The organism is Zoogloea sp. (assembly GCF_041908905.1).
GTDB lineage: Bacteria > Pseudomonadota > Gammaproteobacteria > Burkholderiales > Rhodocyclaceae > Zoogloea.
Window position 1 is genome coordinate 1 of the sequence record NZ_JAYREK010000031.1, and the last position, 23,630, is coordinate 23,630.

18 protein-coding genes, 1 tRNA gene and 1 pseudogene are annotated in these 23,630 nt (G+C 69.8%); 9 read left to right on the plus strand and 11 right to left on the minus strand.

The window, feature by feature from the left end:
* Positions 1–298: 298 nt before the first annotated feature.
* From ACE3OU_RS14410 to ACE3OU_RS14420, 3 genes and pseudogenes are all read left to right on the plus strand, one after another.
* Positions 299–1,741 (plus strand): annotated as a pseudogene (locus ACE3OU_RS14410) (toll/interleukin-1 receptor domain-containing protein).
* On the plus strand, positions 1,713–2,987 hold the full coding sequence (locus tag ACE3OU_RS14415; protein WP_374242244.1) for a formylglycine-generating enzyme family protein: 1,275 nt from the start codon (positions 1,713–1,715) through the stop codon (positions 2,985–2,987). Before ACE3OU_RS14410 ends, ACE3OU_RS14415 begins: the two are co-directional and overlap by 29 nt.
* A 418-nt stretch (positions 2,988–3,405) precedes the next feature.
* Positions 3,406–3,482 (plus strand) — tRNA-Val (locus ACE3OU_RS14420).
* Positions 3,483–3,580: 98 nt separating this feature from the next.
* Here ACE3OU_RS14420 and ACE3OU_RS14425 read toward each other — a convergent pair.
* From ACE3OU_RS14425 to ACE3OU_RS14445, 5 genes are all read right to left on the minus strand, one after another.
* Positions 3,581–4,327, minus strand: a complete 747-nt coding sequence (locus tag ACE3OU_RS14425) for a glycine zipper 2TM domain-containing protein (RefSeq protein ID WP_374242245.1) — start codon at positions 4,325–4,327, stop codon at positions 3,581–3,583.
* An 87-nt stretch (positions 4,328–4,414) separates the two neighbouring features.
* A complete protein-coding gene (mnmC, locus tag ACE3OU_RS14430; RefSeq protein WP_374242246.1) occupies positions 4,415–6,331 on the minus strand; it encodes a bifunctional tRNA (5-methylaminomethyl-2-thiouridine)(34)-methyltransferase MnmD/FAD-dependent 5-carboxymethylaminomethyl-2-thiouridine(34) oxidoreductase MnmC in 1,917 nt (638 codons plus the stop codon).
* Positions 6,332–6,589: 258 nt separating this feature from the next.
* Positions 6,590–6,814, minus strand: coding sequence for a DUF3820 family protein (locus ACE3OU_RS14435; protein ID WP_374242247.1), 225 nt, complete (start codon positions 6,812–6,814; stop codon positions 6,590–6,592).
* A gap of 18 nt (positions 6,815–6,832) precedes the next feature.
* A complete protein-coding gene (locus ACE3OU_RS14440; protein WP_374242248.1) occupies positions 6,833–7,672 on the minus strand; it encodes an aldo/keto reductase in 840 nt (279 codons plus the stop codon).
* A gap of 244 nt (positions 7,673–7,916) precedes the next feature.
* Entirely contained in the window at positions 7,917–8,846 is a 930-nt protein-coding gene (locus ACE3OU_RS14445) for a class I SAM-dependent methyltransferase (protein WP_374242249.1), read from the minus strand.
* A gap of 212 nt (positions 8,847–9,058) precedes the next feature.
* Here ACE3OU_RS14445 and ACE3OU_RS14450 point away from each other — a divergent pair, with 212 nt between their 5' ends.
* Positions 9,059–10,774 carry a response regulator gene (locus ACE3OU_RS14450; protein WP_374242250.1) on the plus strand — a complete coding sequence of 572 codons (1,716 nt, stop codon included), beginning with the start codon at positions 9,059–9,061 and terminating at the stop codon, positions 10,772–10,774.
* Positions 10,775–10,789: 15 nt separating this feature from the next.
* Here the strand turns inward: ACE3OU_RS14450 and ACE3OU_RS14455 are convergent, their stop codons facing one another.
* Positions 10,790–11,698, minus strand: coding sequence for a LysR substrate-binding domain-containing protein (locus tag ACE3OU_RS14455; RefSeq protein WP_374242251.1), 909 nt, complete (start codon positions 11,696–11,698; stop codon positions 10,790–10,792).
* Positions 11,699–11,798: 100 nt separating this feature from the next.
* Between ACE3OU_RS14455 and ACE3OU_RS14460 the strand changes: the two genes are divergently transcribed.
* Entirely contained in the window at positions 11,799–12,740 is a 942-nt protein-coding gene (locus tag ACE3OU_RS14460) for a sodium-dependent bicarbonate transport family permease (protein WP_374242252.1), read from the plus strand.
* 105 nt (positions 12,741–12,845) lie between these two features.
* Entirely contained in the window at positions 12,846–14,930 is a 2,085-nt protein-coding gene (locus ACE3OU_RS14465; RefSeq protein WP_374242253.1) for a molybdopterin-dependent oxidoreductase, read from the plus strand.
* A gap of 183 nt (positions 14,931–15,113) precedes the next feature.
* Here ACE3OU_RS14465 and ACE3OU_RS14470 read toward each other — a convergent pair whose 3' ends face one another.
* The 4 genes from ACE3OU_RS14470 to ACE3OU_RS14485 all read right to left on the minus strand — a co-directional run bounded on the left by ACE3OU_RS14470 (position 15,114) and on the right by ACE3OU_RS14485 (position 19,250).
* The gene (locus ACE3OU_RS14470) at positions 15,114–16,088 is read right to left on the minus strand and encodes a catalase family peroxidase (protein ID WP_374242254.1); all 975 of its coding nucleotides are present in this window, start codon (positions 16,086–16,088) and stop codon (positions 15,114–15,116) included.
* A 40-nt stretch (positions 16,089–16,128) separates the two neighbouring features.
* Positions 16,129–17,232 (minus strand): flavin monoamine oxidase family protein, encoded by a 1,104-nt coding sequence (locus ACE3OU_RS14475; RefSeq protein WP_374242255.1) that lies wholly within the window; start codon positions 17,230–17,232, stop codon positions 16,129–16,131.
* Positions 17,233–17,415: 183 nt separating this feature from the next.
* The gene (locus ACE3OU_RS14480; protein WP_374242256.1) at positions 17,416–18,798 is read right to left on the minus strand and encodes a cbb3-type cytochrome c oxidase subunit I; all 1,383 of its coding nucleotides are present in this window, start codon (positions 18,796–18,798) and stop codon (positions 17,416–17,418) included.
* Between the two features lie 26 nt (positions 18,799–18,824).
* The gene (locus tag ACE3OU_RS14485) at positions 18,825–19,250 is read right to left on the minus strand and encodes a cytochrome c (protein ID WP_374242274.1); all 426 of its coding nucleotides are present in this window, start codon (positions 19,248–19,250) and stop codon (positions 18,825–18,827) included.
* 490 nt (positions 19,251–19,740) lie between these two features.
* Here ACE3OU_RS14485 and ACE3OU_RS14490 point away from each other — a divergent pair, with 490 nt between their 5' ends.
* Positions 19,741–20,958, plus strand: a complete 1,218-nt coding sequence (locus tag ACE3OU_RS14490; RefSeq protein ID WP_374242257.1) for a RimK family alpha-L-glutamate ligase — start codon at positions 19,741–19,743, stop codon at positions 20,956–20,958.
* Positions 20,959–20,968: 10 nt separating this feature from the next.
* Entirely contained in the window at positions 20,969–22,081 is a 1,113-nt protein-coding gene (locus ACE3OU_RS14495; protein WP_374242258.1) for a phosphoserine transaminase, read from the plus strand.
* Positions 22,082–22,189: 108 nt separating this feature from the next.
* Here ACE3OU_RS14495 and ACE3OU_RS14500 read toward each other — a convergent pair whose 3' ends face one another.
* Positions 22,190–22,438, minus strand: a complete 249-nt coding sequence (locus tag ACE3OU_RS14500) for a hypothetical protein (protein ID WP_374242259.1) — start codon at positions 22,436–22,438, stop codon at positions 22,190–22,192.
* 296 nt (positions 22,439–22,734) lie between these two features.
* Here ACE3OU_RS14500 and ACE3OU_RS14505 point away from each other — a divergent pair, with 296 nt between their 5' ends.
* A complete protein-coding gene (locus tag ACE3OU_RS14505; protein WP_374242260.1) occupies positions 22,735–23,598 on the plus strand; it encodes a DUF535 family protein in 864 nt (287 codons plus the stop codon).
* Positions 23,599–23,630 lie beyond the last annotated feature (32 nt).

The window sequence follows — 23,630 nt, forward strand, 5'->3', positions numbered from 1 at the left end:
ATCCAGCAGCGATTGGGGATCGAGTGTTTGAGTTCATAGTCTCTATTTATCAATGACTTAATGACATTGATTTTACCGGGGACGGCGCAGGTTCACAAGGGGGTTGGCGTTAAGTTGGGAGCATTGCTTCAGGGGGGGCGTCTGTCTGCATACGGGTCATGGCCAATCTTCCGGCTTGTTATCGGAATGCTGGAATCGTACGTCAAGTAATTGTCTTGCGCACCGCCTACCTCAAGCAGACCTCGGGCTTATCATTACTGCAGTCATCCGAACTCCTGCGACAACCATGACAGAGCAAATGCCGCGCGTGCTGATCAGTTACGCCCAAGGTGATCCTGCCCATTCGAAGTGGGTGGCGAACCTGGCCGCTCGGCTTGGCGCCGACGGACTTGAGGTGATCATCGATCAGTACGAACCGCGCCCCTCGAAACCCTGGCAGGACTGGATCAACGACGAATTCAGGCGAGCAACCTGGATACTGCTTGCCTGCACTCCGTTCTATTTCAAGTACTTCGAGGGCGACGGGGATGGCGATGTGGGCCGCGGAGTGCGCTGGGAGGCCAATCTCATCCAGCAGGAGCTCAGTGCCAGCAAGCTGGAGAATCGCCGCTTCATTCCGATACTGCCCACCGGCAGTGGTGAGGCGGACATCCCCCTGCCCCTGCGCGGTTTCCTGCACTTTGATCCAGACGAACAGTACGCTGCGCTGCTGGCGATTCTGCGACGGCCCCCGGCGACGGGCGATCGTGGCGAGCCCTCTCCAAAGCCAGCAAAGCATATCCCCAACCCCTATCCCGGCCTATCGGCTTTCACGGAGCGACAGGCGGATGCTTTTTTTGGCCGGGACGAGGACATCCGTCGGGTGGCAGACAGGCTCATCGAACGGCGCTACGTGTGCGTGGTCGGGCGCTCCGGCACCGGCAAGTCGTCCCTGGTGGCGGCGGGCGCGCTGCCGGCGCTACGCAAGGCTCTGCCTGGTTTGAGCTACTTGCGTTTCACCCCCCAGAACGATCCCTTCGCCCGACTCGCCGACGCCCTCGACCGCCTCATGCCCGAGGAGCGGTTGCGCAGCCGTGAGGCGCCGCGGGTGGAGCGTCTTGCCGATGAACTGCGCGCCGACCCAGGCAAGGCACTTGGCCTCCACCTGCCGGCGCTTGCGCCGCTGCTGGTCTTTGCCGACCAGTTCGAAGAGCTGTTCACCCAGACGCCAGAAGGCAGCCGGCCGGCCTTCCGGGCGGTCTGAGATGCGCTGCTTGGCGCCGAGGGCGTTTATCTGGCGCTCACGCTGCGAAGTGAGTTTTTTGCGCCCCTGGCCGATTGGCTCGGCGCTGCCGCGCTCGGCGAAAGCCTGGTGCCCCTGGATCCGATCACTGACGACGCACGCTACCGGCAACTCATCGCCCGCCCGGCCACGGATTGTGGCGTTCCAATCGACGACGACCTGGTCAGCGAGCTGGCCACCACCGCCCGGGGCATGGCTGGTGCGCTGCCCTTGCTGGCACTGACGCTGCAACGCCTGTTCGAGAGTCGCGATTCGGTAGTTGGCATCACCCGCGCCGCCTGGCAAGCCATCGGCGGCCTGGCGGAGAGCGTGAAGTGCGCCACCACGCCAGTGGACGAGGTGATCGACGCAGATCCGGAGCTCTTTGCGGCCTGCAACACCCTGTTCTCGGCCCTGGCAAGCTCGGTGGACGGCATCCCTACGCGCCGTAGTGTTCGGGTGGCCGGGCTGCGGGGGTAGCAACATCGCCTATCTGATCGACGCACTGCGTACCCAGGGCGTGCTCACCGACACCGATGATGGGCATGTGCAGATCGCCCACGAAACCCTGTTTCAGCATTGGCCACGGCTGGCCGGCTGGTGTGCGCGTCACGCCATCTTCCTCGCTCGGCGGCGCGAGGTCGAGCAGGCGGCCAGCGACTGGCAGTCGAGCGGCAACGGGCTCCTGATGTGGGGCTGGGAGCGCCAGAAACCGGCCATCGAAGCCCTGTGCGCCCTCGGCGGAATCGATCCGCTGCCGGATCCGAAGTACACCGACCCGGGCATCCATGCCTGGCTGGCGCTTCAAAACACGCTCGACGAATCTTTGCGCGGCTTTCTGCGCCCCGAACCCCTGGCGCTGCTGGACGAGCTGACGCGGGACGAAATCTCACCTATGCGCCGGGAGGACATCGGCCGTCGCCTCAACACCCTGCCCGACCCCCGCAAGGGCGTGGGGCTGGATGCGCGCGGGCTGCCCGAAATCGCCTGGGAGGCAGTGGCGGTTCCCGAGGAGGGCGCTGTTGTGATGCTGGAGACCAGTCCCCCGCAACAGTTCAGGATAAGTGAGCCCTTCCGGATCGCCCGCTACCCGGTGACCTGGCAACAGTTCAAGGCCTTTGTGGCGGCGGACGACGGCTATCACAATCCGGTGTGGTGGTGGGAGCTGCAGCATGAGGAGCAGCCCGGTCGAGCGCGATGGGATTTTGCCAATCACCCGGTCATCAACGTGTCGTGGCATGACGCGATGGCGTTTTGCCGCTGGCTGACCGCCCGCTTGGGTTTAGAGGGTGAAGTGGTGCGCCTGCCTACAGAATGGGAGTGGCAATGGGTGGCTCAGGCGGGCGCGGCAGGTTTGCGTTTTCCTTGGGGGTCTGACTGGCTTGAGTGCGGAGGAAACTCGGGCGAATCCGGCATCGGACGCACGACTGCTGTGGGGCTCTTTCCGGCTGGCCGGGTGCAGGAGAAGGAGGTCTTCGACCTGGCAGGCAATGCCTGGGAATGGTGCCTGAAACAAACAGGTGATCCCTCCCGACGTGAAAACGGCGAGTCCAGTGTGCTGCGCGGCGGGGCCTGGGGCAGCCTTCCGGACCGCTGCCGCGCTGCCCTCCGGGACGTCAGCTCGCCCGGCAACCGTAGCTACTTCATCGGCTTTCGGGTGTGTCGTGGTTCCCCCATCGATCCGCGGGACGCTGCTTCGCTGGGCGCTGAATCGCTGAGCCGCTGACCACTGGGCCGCGCGCAGCGCCGCCCGCCGTTTTTTTGCCGAGCCCTGTCGCAACCCGGGCATTCGGCAGGCCTTGGCAGACAGGCCACAAGGGGTGGGTACAGCCCTCCCGGGCCGCACTCCGAGCAGAACACGACGAGTGATTTGCGTTAACCCGACGGTCAAGGTATAGTCGCGCCCTCTGCAGTTGGTTGAAACGACGGTTGTGACAATTTTTGCGAATGCTGCTCCCGAAATCGGGGAAAGCTGTCACAAAAGCGGTGTTAAAAGATTTCTTATAAATCAACAGATTGCGATCTGATTGACGTTTAAGACCAGTCTTGTGACACTTGGCTACGATTAACATTGATGTTAATCATCAGCCTCATAACCCGAAGGTCGCAGGTTCAAATCCTGCCCCCGCAACCAATCTCCGGATGCGTCCTTAGCTCAGCTGGTTAGAGCGCCACGTTGACATCGTGGAGGTCGGCGGTTCGATTCCGTCAGGACGCACCAACAGATTTTCCGCACGGCCCGCCGGCCGCTGCCACAGCAACCCGCCTCGAACCCCGGTTCCGGCGGGTTTTTGTTTTGTGGCGCCGGGGTCGCGCCGCTCAGAACGCCGCGCTCCCCGCCGGCGCAGCGCCGCCGGCCACGATCCCGCCATTCTGCAGCCGCACCGCATCGCCCCGCCGCCAGGCCGGCGCCTCCTGCTGTTCGACGACCCGGTAGCTGCCATCGTCCATGCGCACGCCGATCCGGTAATGGCTGACCGCCCGGTAGCGCTTCTCGGCCTCGTTGCCGGCCAGGCCGCCGAGCACGGCGCCACCGATCCGGGCGATCTGCTTGCCGGAGCCTTCGCCGATCTGGTGGCCGAGCACCCCGCCCAGGATCGCCCCGCCCACGGCGCCGAGGCCCGAGCCTTCGCCCTTCTGCTGAACAGCCTCGACGCTGTCGATCACCCCGCATTCGCGGCAGACGGCGGGGGGCGCATCGGCAACCCGGCGGGAGGCGCCGCTCGCATGGGGCTGCGCCTCCGGCACCGCCGCGGCGACGGGCGGCGGATTGTCGGCCATCCGGGGCGCCGGCCGGGCGGTTTCGGTGGCGGGTCGATGGAGGCGTGCCGCGTGGGCCGGCGCGGCCTCGGCCCGGGGCGGCGCCACCGGGCGGGCCACCGGCGCGGCGACCGACGCACTGGCCGGAGCGGCCGCCGGGGCCGCGGCGGCGACCGGCGACGGCGCCTCGGCGGAGCCGGGCATGAAGCCGACGAGCTTGGCGACGCCGGCGAGGCTGACCGCGGTCACCGAAGCGGCCGCCAGCCACAGCATGGGATGGAGGGTGGAGTTGGTCTGGGTGCCCATGGCTTGATCTCCTTGTTGGGTACGGAGATCAACGCCGGGGCCGCGCCGCCGGCCGACGACGGCAACGCACGCTTACAAAACGGTCCGCTACTCCTCTCCGCCGGCGCCGGGGCGCGGGGGCTTCAGCAGGTAACGGGCCGGGTCCATGGCATCCACCAGATCCCGCTCCAGGGGCAGCGGCTCGCCGCTCAGCCGGCTGGCCAGCAGCTCGCCGGCCAGGCTGGCCCACACCAGGCCCCGGGCACCGAAGCCCGACACCGCGTAGAGCCCCGGCTGACGCGGGATGTCGGCGAGGGGCGTGTCGCGCCCCGCCTGGGCCACCGCCGGCACGGCGCCGATCATCGGCAGGCGGTCGGGCGAGGCCGGACGGAAGCCGACCCGCCCCGCCAGGCCCGCCGGGTCGAAGGGGGCCGCAAAGCCGGGCAGGATGAAATCCAGCTTGTCGAGGTTCTCGCGGTGCTCGGCTTCGCGCAGCTCGGTCGCCTCGTCGTCGGCGACGAAGGTGGCGCCGGCGCAGCGCAGCCCGTCCACCTCGGGGCTCACGTAGCCCAGCCGGCACACCACCACCCGGGGCGCGCTGGCCGGCTCGGCCGGCAGATGGGACACCTGGCCCCGGGCCGGCCGCACCGGCAGCGTCGCCGCCTGCGGCAGCGCGCGGATGCCGACCCCATTGGCGAGGATCGCCACCGGCGCCCGGGCGATCTCGGCACCGGCCGCATCGAAGGCGACCCACTCGCCGTCGACCCGCTCGAGCCGCGCCAGCCGCTGCCCGAAGCGGGTGCGGATCGCCTCGCCCCCCGCCGCCAGGTTGGCCGCGCACAGGGTGGGCGGCTGGATCCAGCCACCGCCGGGAAACCACCAGCCGCCGGCCGCCACCGGCCAGCCGGCGAGCTGCCCGGCCTCCTCCTGGCCGACGAAGCGCAGGTAGTCGGCGGGAGGCTGGTGGGCGTCGACCACCGCCCGCATCTTGCCCTCCTGCTTGGCGTCGCGCCCCAGGTGCAGCACGCCGCAGGGCGACCAGCGCACCGGATGGCCGACCCGGGCGAGGTGCTCCAGGTGACGCAGCCCATACAGGAAGCCGGCCCGGGTGATGCGGGCGAGGCGGTTGTCGTCGAGGCTGGGCAGGGGGCGGAACACCCCGGCCTTGTTGCCCGAGGCGCCCTGGCCGGGGCCGTCGGCTTCGTCGACGACTACCACCTGCCAGCCGCGGGCGGCGAGGCGCTCAGCCACCGAGCTGCCGGCCACCCCCGCCCCGATCACCAGCGCGCGGCGTTCGGCGGGCGCCTCGGGTGACGGAGCGGCCCCCTCGAAGCGGCCCGCAAGCATCTGCCGCTTGCCGCCGAAGCCCGGCCGCCGCTCCACCGCAAAGCCCACCGCCTGCAGCCCCCGACGCACCTCGCCGGCCACCGACCAGGTCGCCAGGCTGGCCCCCGGGGCGGCCAGACGGGCCAGCTGGGCGAACACCGCCGGCGACCACATGTCCGGATTGCAGGCCGGCGAGAAGCCGTCCAGATAGAAGGCGTCGGCCCGGGCCTCGACCAGCGGCAGGGCCTGCACCGCATCGCCGAAGACGAGGTCCAGGGTAACCCGCCCATCGTCGAAACCCAGGCGGTGGACGCCCGGCAGCAGGGCCGGCCACTGGCGGCGCAGGCCGGCGGAGAGCTCGGCGAGCTCGGGCCAGGCGGCCTGAAGCCGGGCCAGATCATCGACCCGGAAGGGGTGCTTTTCGATCGAGATGAAGTGCAGGCGCCGGCTGCGCGCCGGGTCGGCCCGCCAGGCCGCCCAGGTGGCAAGAAAGTTGAGGCCAAGCCCGAAGCCCGTCTCGACGATGGTGAAGGCCGCCCGGCCCGCCCAGCGCGACGGCAGCCCGTTGCAGGCCAGAAACACCTGCTGCGCCTGTCCGAGGCCACCGGAGGTGGTGTGGTAGACGTCGTCGAAGAAGGGCGAATAGGGGTGGCCGTCGGCGTCGAAGGCCAGGGTGGCGGGGGTGATCGTGGCGTGCATGGACTCGGGGGGCGGTGAACGGCCAGGCCGGAGTTTAGCCCAGCCGGAGCGCCTCTGCCCCGCCGGGCGGGTGGCAGGGCCACAACGCCGGGACCGCCCGGATGCGTGAAAAAGGCGGCCCACAAAAGAAAAGCCCGAGCACATGTGGGCTCGGGCTAAATCCACACCAAAGGAGGAGGGTGGAGGAGACGGGGAGAATATTATTGCGCCCCCTACCGCATCGCAACATGATAATTTTTATTTATAAATAAGATGTCTCTATGAATTTTTGCGGACGCTCCGCAGGGGCACCAGCAGCCCCGTCAGGCCGTTGTGGTCGAGCTCGTGCATCAGCGCCAGCAGCTGGCCGAGCTCGCCCCGCGGGAAGCCCTGCCGGGCAAACCAGGTCAGGTAATGGCCGGGCAGGTCGGCGATGAGCCGGCCCTTGTACTTGCCGAAGGGCATCTCGCGGCTGACCAGGGCCTGCAGCAGCTCGGGGTTCACGCGGGGCGCCCGTGCCGGTCAGTGGCCGAAGCTGTCGGCGTCGAACATCTCGGGGTCGGGCCGGTCGAGGGTGCCCAGCAGGGCCATCTCGTCGGCGGACAGCGTGAAGTCGAAGATGTCGAGGTTCTGCGCCATGCGGGTCGGGTTGGACGACTTGGGCGTGGCGACGAAGCCCTGCTGGGTCAGCCAGCGCAGGATCACCTGGGCGGTGGTGCGGCCGTGGCGCTGGGCCACCGAGCTGATCACCGGGTCGGTGAGCATCGCGTTGCCGCAGCCCAGCGGGCGCCACGCGCCGGTGACGATGCCCTTCTCGCGGTGGATCGCCACCAGGTCGTCGCGCAGGTGGTAGGGGTCGAGCTGGATCTGGTTGAGGTGCGGCACGAGGCCCAGGTCGAACAGCTTCTGCAGGTGGGCCGGCTTGAAGTTGGAGGTGCCGATGGACTTCACCAGCCCGGCCTCGAGCAGGCGCACCAGGCCCTGGTAGGCCTCCACGTAGCGGCCCTGGTCGGGGTTCGGCCAGTGCACCAGCAGCAGGTCGATGCAGTCGAGGCCGAGGCGCTCGAGGCTGGCCTCGCAGGCGGCGCGGGCGCCGTCGATGCTGTGCCACTTGCGGTTGAACTTGGTGGTGACGAAGATCTCCGAGCGGACCACGCCGCTGTTGCGGATGCCCTCGCCCACGCCGCGCTCGTTCTCGTAGTTCTCGGCGGTGTCGATCAGCCGGTAGCCCATCCGGAGGGCCGCCTCGACGGTGACGGCGGCTTCGGCGTCGTTCATCGGCCAGGTGCCGAGGCCGAGCTGCGGCATCGGGAGGCCGTTGGCGAGGGTGAGGGTCGGAGCGGGTTTGATGATCTGGGTCATGGTCTGGATTCCGAGGGGGGGGAAGGAACCCGTATGGTAGCCGGCCAGGGCCGCCAGTTCATCGTCTGCGGCACCGCCCGGAGCCGATCGGGACGCCACAAAAAAAGAAACCCGGGCGCTTGCGGGCCCGGGTTAAATCCACACCAAAGGAGGAGGGTGGAGGAGACAACTGCATCGTAGAACATTGATTGTTGCGGCGCAACATCGGCAGCCCTGAATGTTTCTATCCACCCATAAGAAGCGTCTATTCCGCCGCAGCGGCGGCCCGGTAGAGCAACACCTTCAGCGAACGCGCCTCCGACACGTCGGCGAAGGCCGGCGGATTGGGCACGCGCCCACAGAAGACCAGCCCCGGCGCCAGGGCCTGGACCTGCTCCTGCAGGAAGGCCGGCCCCAGCTTGGGGGAGTTCAGGCACAGCAGCGCGTGGCCGCCCGGGGCGAGGAGGTCCGGCAGCCGGCGGATCAGCCGGGCGTAGTCCTTCTCGGCGACGAAGCTGCCCTTCTGGTAGCTCGGCGGGTCGAGCACCACCAGGTCGTAGGGCCCGCCGCGGGTGATCTTGCCCCAGGAGCTGAAGATGTCGTGGGGCAGGAAGCTCGCCCCTGCGGTGAGGCCGTTCTGGAGGTGGTTGCGCTTGCCGATGGCGAGGGCGCCGTCGCTCATGTCCACGTTGGTGACCTGGCGCGCGCCCGCCCGCAGCGCCACCACCGAGAACGAGCAGGTGTAGGCGAACAGGTTGAGCACCTTGCCGCCCGGCCGGGCCGCCATCAGCTCGCGCACCCGCCGGCGCCCCTCGGCCATGTCGAGGAAGAAGCCGTGGTTGAGGCCGCGTAGCAGATGCACCCGGAAGCCGGCGCCGTCCTCGCGGACCACATGGGGCTCGGGCACGCTGCCGGCCATCAGGCGGGTCTCGGCGCGGGCCTCGTGGCGGTACTGGAAGACCCAGTTGAGGGGCTCGCCGGGCTTGAGCTCGGCCCAGCGCGCCGCCAGCGCGGCGTGGACTGTCGCCAGCTCGGCCTCCTCCACCGGCAGGAAGCTGGTCACCAGCCACACCGGCGGAAAGGCGTCCAGCGTCCAGTGTTCGCAGCCCGGGTGGAGGCCGCCGCGGCCGTGGAAGATCCGGCAGGCGTCGGTGGACAAGGGCATGCGGGCAATCGCGTCGAGGAGGGCTTGCATGGAAAACGGGCTTTCGGATCGGGAAGGCGGAGTGTTCCGCAAGGCCCGGCCGACCGCAACCCGCGCCTGCGCCGGGCCGGCGAAAACGGTGGCCGCCGGGATTTGTTGGGCGCCGCGGCCGGGCGCTATCAAGTCTGGCCGGCGCGAACCGTAATCCGACTGGGAAAACCATAAATACCTGCCCCGGACAGGTCCGGCAGACGGAGAACGACATGGCAACCAGCCCGGACAACCCGGCGAGCAGCGGCACCGCGATGGCCACCATCCTGGCGGTGGACGACTCACGCATCAACCTCAAGGGCGTCAGCCGGATGCTGGAGGGGCACTTCCGGGTGCTCACCGCGGAGTCCGGCCCCGCGGCGCTGCAGATCGCCGCCGCCGAACCCCGCCCCGACCTCATCCTGCTCGACGTGATGATGCCGGACATGGACGGCTACGAGGTCATCCAGCGCCTGCAGGCCGACGAGGCCACCCGCGACATCCCGGTGATCTTCGTCACCGCGCGGGTCAACGACGAAGACGAGCAGCGCGGGCTGTCGCTGGGTGCCGCCGACTACATCACCAAGCCCCTGCGACCGGCCATCCTGCTCGCCCGCATCCGCAACCACCTCAAGCTCAAGCAGGCCCAGGACGCCCTGCGCGACTACAACACGGCCCTCGAGTCGAGCGTCGCCGAGCGCACCGCCACCCTCAGCGCGGTGCTCGACAGCGCCGACCAGGTGATCGCGATGATCACCGAGGAGGGCGCCATCATGGCGATCAACCGCATCGGCGCCGAGCAGTTCGACGCCACCCCGGCCCAGCTGGCCGGGCGCAACTTCTTCGACCTGCTGCCGCCGGAGTTCGGCATCCCGATCGCCGACCAGATCGCCGAGGTGATGCTCACCGGCCACAGCTCGGAGGTGGACGCCGCCCGCAACAGGCGCATCTTCCACGTCACCGTCTACCCGGTGCCCGGCGCGCCGCCGCGGGTGGTGGTGTATGCCAGCGACGTCACCGACAAGGTGGCCGCCGACGCCCTGCTGCACAAGGAGCGCGAGCAGCTCGCCGCCGCCCTCGCCCACCAGCGCGAGCTCAACCGCAAGCTCGAGGACGCCCAGAACCAGCTCCTCCAGTCCGAAAAGATGGCCTCCCTCGGCCAGCTCGCCGCCGGCGTCGCCCATGAGCTCAACAACCCCATCGGCTTCGTGCGTTCCAACGTCACGACCCTGAAGGGCTACCTCGACAGCCTGTTCGCCATCATCGCGGCCTACGACGGCCAGGCCGCCCAGAGCGCGACACCGGAGACGCTGGCGGCCCTCGCCGCGATCAAGCAACGCGAGGACTACGACTTCCTCCACGAGGACATCTTCCAGCTCCTCGCCGAATCCCAGGACGGCCTCACCCGCGTCCAGGACATCGTGCAGAACCTCAAGGACTTCTCCCGGGTCGGTGAATCCGGCTTCGGCTGGGCCGACCTGCACGCCTGCCTCGACTCCACCCTCAACATCATCTGGAACGAGCTCAAGTACAAGTGCACCGTGGTCAAGCACTACGACCCGACCCTGCCCCAGGTGTACTGCATCGCCTCCCAGCTCAACCAGGTGTTCATGAACCTGCTGGTCAACGCCGGCCACGCCATCGCCGAGCGCGGCGAGATCACCATCACCACCAGCCACGGCCCCGACGGCATGGCCCACGTGGCGATCAGCGACACCGGCTGCGGCATTGCCGCCGAGCACCTGCCCCACCTCTTCGAGCCCTTCTTCACCACCAAGCCCATCGGCAAGGGCACCGGCCTGGGCCTGTCGATCACCTACGGCATCATCGGCAAGCACAAGGGCAGCATCGACGTGAGCAGTGAAGTCGGCAAGGGCACCACCTTCACCGTCAATCTCCCCATCGACAACGGCGACGAGGCCGAAGGCGGCGCCGAGCTCGCAGCCTGAGCCCCGCCGCACGCCCTACCCGGGCCGCCCCTCGCCCAGGGCGGGCAGCAGCTCGTCCATGAAGGCCCGGGCCGGCAGCGACAGGATCTTCTGGCGCAGATGGACCACCGACCAGGGCTGCTGCAGCGGGAAACCATCCACCTCCAGGATGCGGATGCCGTCCTGCTCCGGGTGCTCGCCCAGCACGTGGCGGGACAGGATAGCCAGCCCCATGCCGGTGGCCACCAGGTCGCGGATCGCCTCGTTGCTGCCCAGGGACAGCTTGACGTTGAGCGTCAGCCCGCAGCGCGCCAGGTGCCGGTCGATGGCCCGGCGGGTGCCGGAGCCCGCCTCCCGCAGCAGGAAGGGGTGCGGCGCCAGCTCGGCCAGGGTGAGCGGGCCCGCCGGCAGCGGGTAGCCCAGCGGCGCGATCGCCACCAGCGGGTTGTCGAGGAAGGGCCGCGCCACCACGTCGAGCTCCTCCGGCGGAAACGACATGATGTAGAGGTCGTCCTCGTTGGCGCGCAGGCGCTCGACGATGCGGGCCCGGTTGGCCACCTCCAGCTCCAGGTCGATGTCCGGGTAGCGCTGGCAGAAGGCCCCCAGCATGCGCGGCAGGAAGTACTTGGCAGTGGTCACCAGGGCCACCCGCAGGCGGCCCTTCCTGAGGCCCTTCAGGGCATCCACCGCCGACTCGAAGCGGTTCCAGCTGTCGTCCAGCTCGCGAGCGGTCTGCAGCAGCTCCTGGCCGGCGGCGGTGAGGCGGATCTCGCGGCCGGTCTGCTCGAACAGCGGCAGGCCCACGCTCTCGGTGATCTGCCGGATCTGGATCGACACCGCCGGCTGGGTCAGGTGCAGCGCCTCGGCGGCCCGCGAGAAGCTGCCCAGGCGGGCCACGGTGACGAAGGTCTCGAGCTGGCGGAAGGTCAGGTGACGGCGCGGCATATAAGTTTTTATAAATACAAACCAGCCTAAAGTTTAATTGGATTTAATCATCCCGGACTGGGATAGTGCGCCGCATCAAGACTTTAGCGGAGCCAGAATCATGCCCCTCGAACCCGTCATCCTGTTTTTCATGCTCGGCCTGCTGGCCGGGCTGCTGCGGTCGGACCTGAAGATCCCGCCGGTGCTGTACGAGTCCCTCAGCATCTTCCTGCTGCTCGCCATCGGCCTGAAGGGCGGCGTCGAGCTGGCGCGCCAGCCGGTCGGCGACCTGCTGCTGCCGGCGCTGGTCATCGTCGCCATCGGCGCCTCGCTACCCCTGCTGGCCTTCCCCATCCTGCAGCGCCTGGGCAAGCTGTCCCGGGCCGACGCGGCCTCGGTGGCGGCCCACTACGGCTCGGTCAGCGTGGTCACCTTCGCGGTCGGCGCCGCCTACCTGAGCCAGCTCGGCCAGGAATACGAAGGCTACATGGCGGTGTTCCTGGTGCTGCTGGAGTTCCCGGCGCTGATGGTCGGGGTCTGGCTGGCGCGGCGCGGCGACCCCCAGTCGGGCCTCGGCAAGGTGCTGCACGAGGTGTTCGCCGGCAAGAGCATCGTGCTGCTGGTCGGCGGCCTGGCGATCGGCTGGGCGGCCGGCGCCGACGGCATCAAGCCGCTGGACAAGGTGTTCTTCGACCTCTTCAAGGGCGCGCTGGCGATCTTCCTGCTCGAGATGGGGCTGGTCGCGGCCAGCCGGCTGGGCGACCTGCGGCGGGCCGGCGGCTTCCTCATCGGCTTCGCGGTGGGCATGCCCCTGTTCGCCGGCGCCCTCGGCGTGCTCACCGCCAGCCTGCTCGGGATGAGCGTGGGCGGCGCCGCGCTGCTGGCCACCCTCTACGCCAGCGCCTCCTACATCGCCGCGCCGGCCGCCATGCGGATCGCCGTGCCCGAGGCCAACCCGGCCCTGTCGATCGGCGCCGCCCTGGGCATCACCTTCCCCTTCAACGTGATGGTCGGCATCCCCACCTACCACTGGCTGGCCAGCCGGGTCGGCGGCATGGTCTGACCCCCGCGCGGCCCCGCCCCCCGGCGGGGCCACGCAAAAATTGCCCGCCGGACGGCCGGTCCGGCGCGACAATAGCCACCCCACCCTCACCCTCCGGCCCACCCCATGTCCGCCCTGCTCCGCCCCAGCGTCTGCCCCCACGACTGCCCCAGCGTGTGCGCCCTCCAGGTGGAGGTGCGCGCCGACGGCCGCATCGGCCGCGTGCGGGGCGGCGACCAGCCCTACACCGACGGGGTGATCTGTGCCAAGGTGGCCCGCTACGCCGAGCGGGCCAACCACCCGGACCGCCTGACCCGGCCGCTGCTGCGGGTGGGCGCCAAGGGCGAGGGCCGCTTCGCGCCCATCGGCTGGGACGAAGCCCTCGACCTGCTCGCCGAGCGCCTGCGCGAGGCGACGGCACGCCACGGTCCAGAGACCGTCTGGCCCTACCACTACGCCGGCACCATGGGCCTGGTGCAGCGCGGTGCCATCCGCCGCCTCGGCCACCTGGCCGGCTGGTCGCGCCAGCGCGAGACCTTCTGCGTCGCCCTCTCGGACGCCGGCTGGCTGGCCGGGGTCGGCACCAAGCGCGGCGTCGACCCGCGGGAAATGGAAGACGCCGAGCTGATCGTGGTGTGGGGCGGCAACCCGGTGCACACCCAGGTGAACTTCATGCACTGGGTGCAGCGGGCCCGCCGCGGCCGCGACGTGCCGCTGGTGGTGATCGACCCCTACCGCACTGCCACCGCCACCAAGGCCGACCTGCACCTGGCGCCGCGGCCCGGCACCGACGGCGCGCTAGCCTCTGCGGTGATGCACGTGCTGCTCGCCGAGGGCCTCGCCGACCGCGCCTACCTGGCCCGGCTGACCGACTTCTCCCCCGCCGTCGAGGCCCACCTGGCCCGTCGCACCCCGGCCTGGGCGGCGGAGATCACCGGCATCCCGACCGCCGACATCGTGCGCTTTGCCCGCCTCTACGGCGCCACTCCGCGCAGCTACCTGCGCCTCGGCTACGGCTTCACGCGGCAGCGCAACGGCGCGGCGGCAATGCACGCGGTGAGCTGCCTGCCGGCCATCACCGGCGCCTGGCAGCACCGGGGCGGCGGCGCGCTGTACAGCAACGGCGGCCTGTACGGCCTCGACCTGGGCTTCCTGCACGGCCTCGACGCCGCGCCGCCGCCGGCCCGCCAGCTCGACATGGGGCGCCTCGGCGCGGTGCTGGCCGGCGAGCGGCGCGACCTGGGCGACGGCCCGCCGGTGAGCGCGCTGCTGGTCCAGAGCACCAACCCGGCGGTGGTCGCCCCCGACAGCCGCCGGGTGCACGCAGGGCTGCTGCGCGACGACCTCTTCGTGTGCGTGCACGAGCAGTTCATGACCGACACCGCCCGGCTCGCCGACCTCGTGCTGCCGGCCACCACCTTCACCGAACACGACGACCTCTACCAGGCCTCCGGCCACACCTTCCTGCAGGCGGCGCGGGCGCTGGTGCCGGCGCCGGGCGAATGCCGCGCCAACCACGACTTCATCGGGCAGCTGGCGCGGCGCCTCGGCATCCGCCACCCGGCCTTCGAGCTTGGCGCCTGGCAGCTCGCCGACGCGGTGCTGCGGGCCTCCGGCAAGCCCGGCGCCGACGACCTGCTGGCCGCCGGCTGGCTCGACTGCGCCCCGCCCTTCGAGACGGCCCACTTCCTCGACGGCTTCGGCCACCCGGACGGGCGTTTCCGCTTCATGCCGGACTGGGCCGCCCGCGGCGAGGGCCACGCCGCGATGCCCGCCTTCCCCGACCACCAGCCGGTGATCGACCACGCCACGCCCGAGCGCCCCTTCCGGCTGGTCGCCGCGCCGGCCCGGCACTTCCTCAACACCACCTTCACCGAGACAGCCAGCTCGCAGCGTGGCGAGGGCCGGCCGACCGCCCTCATCCACCGGGCCACCTGCGCCCGGCTGGGCATCGCCGACGGCGACGTGGTGCGCCTCGGCAACGCGCTGGGCAGCGTCGCCCTGCACGCCCGCCCGGCGGACGGCCTGCAGCCGGACACCGTGGTCGTCGAGAGCCAGTGGCCCAGCGCCGCCTTCATCGAGGGCATCGGCATCAACGCGCTGGTCAGCGCCGAGCCGGGCTGGCCGGCAGCCGGCGTGGCCTACCACGACACCGCGGTGTGGCTGGAGCGGGCAGAGCCGCACGGCAGCGCCCCGTCGGACGCGGGCTGAAACGACACCCGCTGCCGCCGGCCTCGCCGGACATGAAGGCGATGGCGGCCGGCCTCGACTGGATGAAACCCGAGATCAAATCCAGGAACAACATGCCGGGACGCGGTGTGGTCAAGATCGACCCGCAGCGCCAGGCCAACCCGGGAAGGTCGGCCTCTTTTCGTGGGCGGCAGGATGCGACGCTTACTGCCCGCCCAGGCGCAGCCCGAAGGAGATGGCGTAGGCAGGCGAGCGCATGCGCAGGATCGGATCGGCGCCCGCGCTGAAACCCGCGCTCAGCACGTTGGGGTCGAAGTTGATGGGGGTGCAGGCCTCGCCGCCCGAGCGCTGGACGCTCAGGGTGCCGGCCTTGAACACCGGCCGGCCTGCCGGCCACGGGCGGGACGGGTCGTCATCCGTGTCCCCGGGCTCGCCGAGCACCATGATCCAGTCGAAGCGCACCGGCCCCTGGCGCAGCCGCTCCGCCAGGCGCTGGGTTAGGAAGTCCGCCGGCGCACCGGCGAGCTCGGCGTCGTCGAGGCCCCTTTCGCCGTCCTGGGGCTGCAGGTACCAGCGGACCTTGAGCGCGCCGCCCTGGCGGGTCTGCACGTAGAAGGTGTGGAGGCCATGGTAGGCGGCGTTGGCGTAGCTCCAGGGGGGCGGGTTGCGGGCCAGCCACTCGGCCTGGGGCCGGGTGTCCGGATGGGCCTCCCGATAGGCGGCGATCCGCCCGGCGTCGGGCTTGCCGTCCGGCCCCGGCCGCTGGGCACGCAGCAGGCCCAGGAAGCTGTCCGGGTCCTTGGCGCCGAAGACCGGCGTGCTCAGCATGGCGAGGTGGTGCAGCGTGCCGTCGGGCAGCTGGAACTCGGCGGCCAGGCCCCGCGGCGAGCGCGCGTTGTCCGGGACCCGGGGGTTGCCGCCCGCCATCGAGAAGCGCAGCTGGGCCGGCAGGCCCGGGCCCGCGAACAACGGGCTGGCGAGGCGCGTGCGCGCCTCGTCGCTCGGCACGAACTCGCCCTCGGCGCAGACCCCCTTGGCGTGGCCCTTGCGGATGCCCTTGTGCTCGCCACTCAAGGCGCGGAAGGCGTCGATGAAATCGTGGGGGCCGGCCGCCGGCGGCTGGGCGGCCAGCGGCAGGGCAAGGGTGGCCAGGGCGATGGCAAGCGGGGTACGGAGCATGTCGGGTTCCTTGGAAGGTCGGGGGATCAGCGACGGGCCATCATTGTGCGGCCACCCGCCGCGCAATGATGGCCGTCGCCACGTACTCGGCCGCCTCCACCGCCCCGGCCAGATAGCCCGCGTCCCGGCGCGCGGCTTCGCTGCCGGCCAGCCACAGGCGCTGCTGCCACGCGCCCGGCGCCGCGGCGAGGGCGCCGGATTCCGGGTGCTCGCCCGCCTGGGCGTCGTCGGGGGTGGCGGTGAGCGGGTCGGCGGCCCAGTCCTTGAACAAGGTGGCGCGCGGCGTGGCGGCCTCGGGCCCGAACAGGCGGGCCAGCTGCCGGACGGCGGCATCGACGATGGCTGCCTCGCCGTACTGCGCGCGCTGCGGCGCCGGCACGCCGACGAAGCCGAACAGTGCAGCCTGGCCCGACGCGCCCGTCGCGTCGTGGATTTCGACCAGCGGCCCCAGGCTGCTCTGGGCCGTGCCCGAGAGCCCCGCCTCGCGCCAGAAGGGCCGCTCGTAGAGCGCGAAGAACTTGGCGTGGGGCGCCATCCAGGTGGGCGTATCGCGCCAGCTGCGGGCCGTGGCGGGGTCGAGGGGCGGCGAGAACCCGACCGTTGCCGCCAGGAGCCGCGGCGGCGCAGCCAGGACGACATCGCCGGCGACGAGGCTCGCCGCTTGCCCGTCCGCCTCGACGAAGCGGGCCTCCACCTCGGCGCCGCGCAGCGTGACCCCCGTCACCCGCACTCCGAGCCGGATGCACGGCGCCGGCAGCCCGGCCGCGAGAGCTGCGACAAGGGCTCCGCTGCCGCCGGCGATCCGCATCGACGGCGGCGCCTGGTACATCCCCTGCAGACGCCGCGGCGGCTCGCCGCGGACCCGCTCGAAGAGCATGTCGCCGTCGCCGTGCTGGGCGAAGGCGGGCAGCCCGAGCCGACGCACCAGCGCCGCCATGGCCGGCTGGATGTCCGGCCAGAACCACGACGGGCCGAGATCGCAACCCTCGGCGGAGCCCGCGCTCCCCGCCGCCACCGTCAGCACCCGCCCGCCGAGCCGGTCCCGGGCCTCGAGCAGCACGAAACCGATACCGGCCTGATGGAGCTGGTGGGCAACGACCAGGCCGGCCAGGCCACCACCGACGATGAGGACAGGAGGGTTCATGGGCGTGATTGGGGTACCGGACGCAGGGCCCGGGATCTTCGCACCCCCCGTCGCGGGGCGGCAAGCACGGCGGCCGCCCGCGGCGCACAAAAACGAAGCCCCCGACGGGCGGGGGCTTGGGCCTTGCGGGCCACCCGGGCCCGGCGAGGGACCGGGCGCGGGGGTGCGACGACTGCGGGTGGATCAGGCGGCGCGGCGCTGGGTCTCGCCTCCGCCGACGAAGAAGCTGGTGATGTAGATCAGCAGGCCGACGAGGAACATCACGCCGGAGCCTTCACGCAGCCAGTAGAAGATGGTCAGCTGCTCCTGGGCCGCCATGAAGGGGATCGGCGTGGCGCTGTAGCGCTGCAGCCAGACCTGCAGGATGCCGGCGGCGGTGAGGAACAGGGTGATGAAGACCATCGCCACGGTCATCAGCCAGAACGACCACATCTCCAGCACCTGGGCCTTCTCGCTGTTGGCGGCACGGCCGCGCAGGATCGGCATGGCGTAGCTGATGATGCACAGCACGACCATCGCATAGGCGCCGTAGAAGGACATGTGGCCGTGGGCAGCGGTGATCTGCGTGCCGTGGGTGTAGTAGTTGACCGGCGCCAGGGTGTGCAGGAAGCCCCACACGCCAGCTCCCAGGAAGGCCATCACGCCGGTACCCAGGGCCCACAGGGTGGCGGCCTTGTTGGGATGCTCGCGACGGCGGCGGTTAACCATGTTGAAGGCAAACACGGTCATCGCGAAGAACGGGATCGGTTCGAGGGCGGAGAACACCGAACCCCACCACTGCCAGTACTCCGGCGTGCCGATCCAGAAGTAATGGTGGCCGGTACCGATGATGCCGGTGACCAGGGTGAGGGTGATGATGACGTACAGCCACTTCTCGATCACTTCGCGGTCAACACCCGTCACCTTGATCAGCACGAAGGCCAGCAGCGAGCCGAGGATGAGTTCCCAGACGCCTTCGACCCACAGATGCACGACCCACCACCAGAAGTACTTGTCGAGCACCGGGTTGTGCGGGTTGTAGAAGGAGAACAGGAAGAACACCGCCAGACCCCACAGGCCCATCATCAGCACGATGCCGATGGAGGTCTTGCGGCCCTTGAGCATGGTCATGGTGAGGTTGAACAGGAAGGCCAGCGCGACGATCACGATGCCGATCTTGGTCAGCAGCGGCTGCTCGAGAAACTCCCGACCCATGGTCTCGAGGATGTCGTTGCCGGTCATCTGCGCCAGGGTGGCGTAGGGCACCAGCAGGTAGCCCAGGATGGTGGCGGCACCGGCGACCAGGAAGATCCAGAACATCAACAACGCCAGTTTTGGCGAGTAGAGCTCTGTCTCCGTCTCTTCGGGGATCATGTAGTAGGCGGCGCCCATGAAGCCGAACAGCAGCCAGACGATCAGGAGGTTGGTGTGGACCATCCGCGCGACGTTGAACGGGATGGCGGGGAACAGGAAATCGCCGATGATGTACTGCAGGCCCATGATGAGCCCGAACAGCACCTGCCCGGTGAAGAGTCCGATGGCCGCGATGAAGTATGGCTTCGCGACCGCCTGCGACGAATATTGCATGGTTTGGCTCCCTTTCTGGTCGGCGATCAGCCTTCGATATTGGGCGGCCAGTTGGCCGTGTTGATTTCCGACATGTACTTCAGGAACTCGACGAGATCGTTCAGCTGCTGTTCCGTCAGGTGGAAATTGGGCATCTGGCGACGGCCCGGGGCCCCCGTCGGCTGCGACTGGATCCAGGCCTTGATGAACTCGGGCCCGCGGCGCTTGTAGACGTTGCCCAGCTCCGGCGCGAAGTAGGCGCCCTCGCCAAGCAGGGTGTGGCAGCCGATGCAGTTATTGACTTCCCATACCTTCTTGCCGGCGGCGACCGCCGGCGTGAGATTGGCCCGGTTGTCCCGCTTGGGAAGCGTCTGCATCGAATCGAAGGTCAGCGCGAGGAACAGGAGCGCAAAGAATACGGTGCCCCCGAAGAAGATATTTCGCGCCATGGATTTGGTGAATGTCCCGCTCATGGAACCTCCCTGGATGGCTTCGCTGCACGGCGCAGCTTGGGGCAGATGTTCCGGATCGCCGGGGCCGGCGTCCTTGACTCGGGTCAAGCGCGCCGGGCGGCGTGGGCTACCGGCGCGCCGCGACGCCAGCGGGATATGCCGCCACGGGCGGCAAAAAAATGCCGTTTGAAAATCCTGACCCTTGAGCGACCCGGTCGCCAGCCCGGGCGGGAGACCGGATAATCCTAGAAACGGTAGTTGGACGCGCCTGTTGGTGCGTCTGGGCGGGTGTCTGGCGCGAAGCGACTACGCCGCAGGCTCGTGCCTGCAAGGCGGAGCGACAAAGCCAGGCGCACGTCCAGGCATGCCAGCGGGCGTGTAGCGCGCTCACCCTCCGGGTGGGCGTCGGCGAAGGCACTATCGCAAGTGGTCATGCGGTTTTCGAGGCTGCGGAAAGCGGTCAACTGCCGTTTCCAGGATAATCCCGGCTTCGCCAGCCGCCCCCCCTGCCATGACGCTCAACCCCGAACACGATTTCATCGGCCTCGCGCCCTTCCTGCGCCTCAGCATCGCCGGCGACGACCTGCGCCCGGTGGCCCAGGCGCTGCTGGAGCGGGCCCGGCAGGCCCCGGACACCCCCGGCCTGTGGATGAACCTGGCCACCGCCTTCCTCACCCTCGGCGAGCGGGCCCTCGGCCTGGACATCCAGGCCCAGGCCCTGCAGCAGCAGCACCGCTTCACCCTGCCCGCCCGCCGGCAGCCGGCCCGCTGCCGCCTGCTGGTGCTGCTGGCGGCCGGCGACCTGGCCGAGAACACGCCGATCGACTGCCTGCTCGAGGACAGCCAGGTGGAGCTGATCTACCAGTACGTGAGCGCCGCCGACCCGCTGCCCGCCGACCTGCCCGCGCACGACGCGCTGCTGGTCGGCCTGTCGGCCACCGCTGCCAGCCGGCCAATCCTCGACGCCCTCGTGGCGCGGCTGGCCCACTGGCCGAAGCCGGTGATCAACGCCCCGCAGTACATTCCCAACGTCGAACGGGAAACCGCCAGCGCGCTGCTGCAGGGCGTCCCGGGCCTGCAGATCCCCGCCACCTGGCCGGTGGACCGGGCCACCCTGGCCGCCATCGCCGGCGGCGCGCAGCCCATCGGCGATGCCTTCCCGGGCTGCCGTTTCCCGGTGATCCTGCGCCCCCTCGGCGCCCACGGCGGGCATGGGCTGGCGCGCCTCGACAGCCCAGCGGAGATGGTCGCCTACCTGGCCGCCGAGCCCGACCCTCACTTCTACCTGTCCAACTTCATCGACTACAGCGGCCCCGACGGGCAGTTCCGCAAGCTGCGGGTGGCGCTGATCGACGGCCGGCCCTTCGCCTGCCACATGGGCGTGTCGTCCCACTGGATGATCCACTACGTCAACGCCGGCATGTACGAAGACGCCGCCAAGCGGGCCGAGGAGCTGGCCTTCATGGAAGGCTTCGCCGCCTTCGCGGCGCGCCACGCCGGCGCGCTGGCCGCCATCCACCAACGCTCGCAGCTCGACTACGTCTGCATCGACTGCGCCGAGACCCGCGACGGCGAGCTGCTGATCTTCGAGATCGACCACGCGATGGTGGTCCACGCCATGGACCCGGAAGACCTCTTCCCCTACAAGCAGGTGCACATGCAGAAGGTGAAGCAGGCCTTCGAGGACTACCTCGACCGTTTGCAGGCGCCCCGCCCCACCCCCGTCTGAGCCCTCGACCATGACCCCATCCAACCCGCTGAACGCCCTCAACTTCTCCGGCGGCCCCGGCGCGCTGCCGGACAGCGTGCTGCAACAGGTGCAGGAGGCGATCCGCGCCGTGCCGGAGGTCGGCCTGTCGATCCTCGGCATCAGCCACCGCTCCGACTGGTTCGCTGCGGTGGTGGCCGAGCTGGAAGACAACATCCGCCGGCTGATGGGCCTGCCGGCGGACTACCGGGTGCTGTTCCTGCAGGGGGGCGCGACCCAGCAGTTCACCATGCTGCCGATGAGCCTGCTGGCAGGCCGCAGCGAGCCCGCCGACTACCTGCACACCGGCTACTGGAGCGGCAAGGCGCTGCCCGAGGCGCGCAAGGTGGGGCCGGTGCGGGTGGTGTGGAGCGGCGAGGCCGGCGGCTTCGGCCGGCTGCCGGCCGACGGCGAGCTCGACTTCAACCCCCGGGCGCCCTACCTGCATTACGTCTCCAATGAGACCGTCGAGGGCCTGCAGTTCCACCGGCTGATCGGGCGCGACGACGTGCCGCGCATCTGCGACATGTCCTCCGACTTCCTGTCGGCGCCGGGTGACTACACCCGCTTCGCGATGATCTACGCCCACGCCCAGAAGAACATCGGTCCGGCGGGGGTGACGGTGGTGATCCTGCGCGACACGCTGCTCGCCGACGCACCCGCCGACCTGCCCGCCTTCCTCGACTACCGGGCCCAGATCGCCGCCCACTCCATCCTCAATACCCCGCCGGTTTTCGCGATCTACGTGGTGCTGCTGGTCACCCGCTGGCTGCTCGGCGAGATCGGCGGCCTCGCGGCGATGGAGCGCGTGAACACCGCCAAGGCCGCCCTGCTCTACCGGGCCCTCGACGACAGCGATGGTTTCTACGCCGGCCACGCGGCGCCCGCCGACCGCTCGAAGATGAACGTGGCCTTCAAGCTGCCGACACCGGAACTCGAGGCCACCTTCATCGCCGCGGCCCGGGCGGCCGGCTTCTCGGGCCTGGGTGGCCACCGCAGCATCGGCGGCATCCGCGCCTCGATCTACAACGGCCTGACCTTTGGTGCCGTCGAGAAGCTGGTGGATTTCATGGACGGGTTCCGGCGGCAGGCGCCCCGCCCGTAACCCCGATCACCCGGCCCGCACCCGGGGCGGGACGGCCGCCCCGGGCCATGGCGACGGGAACACCCGTCCGGCACCTGCGGCCCCCTCGGGCCGGCGCAACGGCAGAGGTCAGGTCAGGCGCACCGGGCGGGCGGCCAGCGCCTCCTCGAGGGTGGCAAAGCGGCGGGTGGGCTCGGCGGTGAGCCGGTAATAGCGGCAGTCGTCCTCGTGGCGCCCGCAATAGCTGCGGACGGTGACACGCAGGATGCCCGGGAAACCCGGGTTCGCCTCGATGGTCTCGAGGGCGCCGTTGCCGGTGTCGTAGACGCCGGGGCGCTCCCGGAGCACGTCGGAAATCAGCGGGGATCTACGCTCCATGTCGGCCTCGCGAATCTGCCATAGGTTTTTCGAGCATAGCACCGGCACGGCCCGAGCGCGCTGCGCCCCCGCAGCAAGCTTGGCGACAGGGAAACGAAAGTCTGGCTTCAGCTTCCCCCGGTAGCCTCTCACGGCGTCATGCGCCCCGGGCCCCACGCCCGGCGACGCGGTGCATTTCCCGACACTCCGTGAGTTTTCCCGTGCAAGCCCGAATCGAGACGCCCTTCCCAGCCCCCCACCCGACGCCGCCCCCCATGACCTGGCCGGCCCCGTTCGACGTTCTGGGGGCGGGCCGCATGAAGCGGCCGTATCACCGCTACCGATATGCGCTGCTGATGGCGATCACGCGCCAGCGGCGGGCCCGCCTGCTGGCACACATCGACGCCATCCCGGAATGGCGGCAGCTCTTCAGCAAGGACGGCAGCCTGTTGTTCGTGCTGTTCCGCCGCTACCTGGACCGCCGCTGGTCGATGGGGCGGCGTTTCGACATGCTGGAGGCCGACCTCGGCGCAGCCGCCCGGCACTTCCGCGCGGACGCGATGCGCATCCTCGCGAACCGCCAGAACATGCACATCTGCGCGGGCCCCGGCTATTCGATCGATCTGGGCATCAACCGCCCAACCCGCATCGAGGGCATGTGGGCCTTCTCGCTGAACGACGCCGAGAACCGGCCGCTCTTCAATCTCAGCTTCGGCTTTACCGGGCCGGACTCGGTGCTGATCGCCTCGATGCAGGGGGTCAAGCGCAGCGATGGCGACACGATGGGGCTGATCCGCCAACTGACCAAGGGCTGCCACGGACTGCGCCCCCACTCGCTGTTGCTCGAGGTGTTCCGGATGGCCTGCGCCTGCTGGGGCATCCGCCGGATCGAGGGCATCGACAGCCGGCATCAGGTCACGCGCTACAAAAAGAAGGAAGACGAGTTCAAGTTCGACTACCGGGCCTACTGGATCGAACATGGCGCCCACCAGGGGCTGGACGGGAACTGGCTGCGGCCCGTCGAGGCGCGGTGCCGCACTCCCGACGAGATGCCCGGCCACAAGCGCGCGATGTACCGCAAGCGCTACGCCCTCCTCGACGGCATCGCCGCCCAGACGGCCGAGGCCCTGCAGGCGGCGACCCTCGCGCCCGACCACGTGCTGCGGGGCATCAGACTGTAGCGCCCAGCGGGCGGGCGCTTCGACAGATGAAG

Excerpts from the sequence above, each read along its gene's own strand:
- ACE3OU_RS14495 (WP_374242258.1), top strand. The coding sequence starts at position 20,969 with ATGACCCCATCCAACCCGCTGAACGCCCTCAACTTCTCCGGCGGCCCC.
- ACE3OU_RS14450 (WP_374242250.1), top strand. The coding sequence starts at position 9,059 with ATGGCAACCAGCCCGGACAACCCGGCGAGCAGCGGCACCGCGATGGCC.
- ACE3OU_RS14455 (WP_374242251.1), bottom strand. The coding sequence starts at position 11,698 with ATGCCGCGCCGTCACCTGACCTTCCGCCAGCTCGAGACCTTCGTCACC.
- ACE3OU_RS14505 (WP_374242260.1), top strand. The coding sequence starts at position 22,735 with ATGAAGCGGCCGTATCACCGCTACCGATATGCGCTGCTGATGGCGATC.
- ACE3OU_RS14490 (WP_374242257.1), top strand. The coding sequence starts at position 19,741 with ATGACGCTCAACCCCGAACACGATTTCATCGGCCTCGCGCCCTTCCTG.
- ACE3OU_RS14470 (WP_374242254.1), bottom strand. The coding sequence starts at position 16,088 with ATGCTCCGTACCCCGCTTGCCATCGCCCTGGCCACCCTTGCCCTGCCG.
- ACE3OU_RS14445 (WP_374242249.1), bottom strand. The coding sequence starts at position 8,846 with ATGCAAGCCCTCCTCGACGCGATTGCCCGCATGCCCTTGTCCACCGAC.
- ACE3OU_RS14475 (WP_374242255.1), bottom strand. The coding sequence starts at position 17,232 with ATGAACCCTCCTGTCCTCATCGTCGGTGGTGGCCTGGCCGGCCTGGTC.
- ACE3OU_RS14425 (WP_374242245.1), bottom strand. The coding sequence starts at position 4,327 with ATGGGCACCCAGACCAACTCCACCCTCCATCCCATGCTGTGGCTGGCG.
- ACE3OU_RS14480 (WP_374242256.1), bottom strand. The coding sequence starts at position 18,798 with ATGCAATATTCGTCGCAGGCGGTCGCGAAGCCATACTTCATCGCGGCC.
- ACE3OU_RS14440 (WP_374242248.1), bottom strand. The coding sequence starts at position 7,672 with ATGACCCAGATCATCAAACCCGCTCCGACCCTCACCCTCGCCAACGGC.
- mnmC (WP_374242246.1), bottom strand. The coding sequence starts at position 6,331 with ATGCACGCCACGATCACCCCCGCCACCCTGGCCTTCGACGCCGACGGC.
- ACE3OU_RS14460 (WP_374242252.1), top strand. The coding sequence starts at position 11,799 with ATGCCCCTCGAACCCGTCATCCTGTTTTTCATGCTCGGCCTGCTGGCC.
- ACE3OU_RS14465 (WP_374242253.1), top strand. The coding sequence starts at position 12,846 with ATGTCCGCCCTGCTCCGCCCCAGCGTCTGCCCCCACGACTGCCCCAGC.
- ACE3OU_RS14500 (WP_374242259.1), bottom strand. The coding sequence starts at position 22,438 with ATGGAGCGTAGATCCCCGCTGATTTCCGACGTGCTCCGGGAGCGCCCC.
- ACE3OU_RS14485 (WP_374242274.1), bottom strand. The coding sequence starts at position 19,250 with ATGAGCGGGACATTCACCAAATCCATGGCGCGAAATATCTTCTTCGGG.